Origin of the sequence: Burkholderia sp. SIMBA_051, from assembly GCF_046534915.1 — a bacterium.
In the GTDB taxonomy this organism is placed as follows: Bacteria; Pseudomonadota; Gammaproteobacteria; order Burkholderiales; family Burkholderiaceae; genus Burkholderia; species Burkholderia ambifaria.
Map to the genome: position 1 here is coordinate 1 of NZ_JAWRXS010000037.1, position 1,152 is coordinate 1,152.

General features: G+C 61.9%; 1 protein-coding gene. It reads right to left on the reverse strand.

Annotation, left to right across the window (positions count from 1 at the left end; genetic code table 11):
- A partial coding sequence (gene tuf / locus SB771_RS33410) for an elongation factor Tu (protein WP_244105886.1) occupies positions 1-1,152 on the reverse strand: 1,152 nt, incomplete at its 5' end.

Sequence of the window (1,152 nt, forward strand, 5' to 3'; positions counted from 1 at the left end):
TTACTCGATGATCTTGGCGACGACGCCGGCGCCGACGGTACGGCCACCTTCGCGGATTGCGAAGCGCAGACCTTCTTCCATCGCGATCGGAGCGATCAGCTTCACCGTGATCGACACGTTGTCGCCCGGCATCACCATTTCCTTGTCCTTCGGCAGCTCGATCGAGCCCGTCACGTCCGTCGTACGGAAGTAGAACTGCGGACGGTAGTTGTTGAAGAACGGCGTGTGACGGCCGCCTTCGTCCTTGCTCAGCACGTACACTTCAGCCGTGAAGTGCGTGTGCGGCGTGATCGAACCCGGCTTCGCCAGAACCTGGCCACGCTCCACGTCTTCACGCTTCGTGCCGCGCAGCAGGATACCGACGTTGTCGCCTGCCTGACCTTGGTCCAGCAGCTTGCGGAACATTTCAACGCCCGTGCAGGTCGTCTTCACCGTCGGCTTGATACCGACGATTTCGATTTCTTCGCCGACCTTCACGATGCCGCGCTCGACACGACCCGTCACCACCGTACCGCGGCCCGAGATCGAGAACACGTCTTCCACCGGCATCAGGAACGCGCCGTCAACTGCACGCTCCGGCGTCGGGATGTACGTGTCCAGCGCGTCTGCCAGGCTCATGATCGCCACTTCGCCCAGCTCGCCCGTGTCGCCTTCCAGCGCCAGCTTTGCCGAACCCTTCACGATCGGCGTGTCGTCGCCCGGGAAGTCGTACTTCGACAGGAGTTCGCGAACTTCCATCTCGACCAGCTCGAGCAGTTCAGCGTCGTCCACCATGTCGCACTTGTTCAGGAACACGATGATGTACGGAACGCCAACCTGACGCGCCAGCAGGATGTGCTCACGCGTTTGCGGCATCGGGCCGTCTGCTGCCGAGCAAACCAGGATCGCGCCGTCCATCTGCGCTGCGCCCGTGATCATGTTCTTCACATAGTCAGCGTGGCCCGGGCAGTCGACGTGTGCGTAGTGGCGGTTAGCCGTTTCGTACTCGACGTGTGCCGTGTTGATCGTGATGCCGCGCGCCTTTTCTTCCGGTGCCGCGTCGATCTGGTCGTAAGCCTTCGCTTCGCCGCCGAACTTCTTCGTCAGAACCGTCGTGATCGCTGCCGTCAGCGTCGTCTTGCCGTGGTCGACGTGACCGATCGTACCAACGTT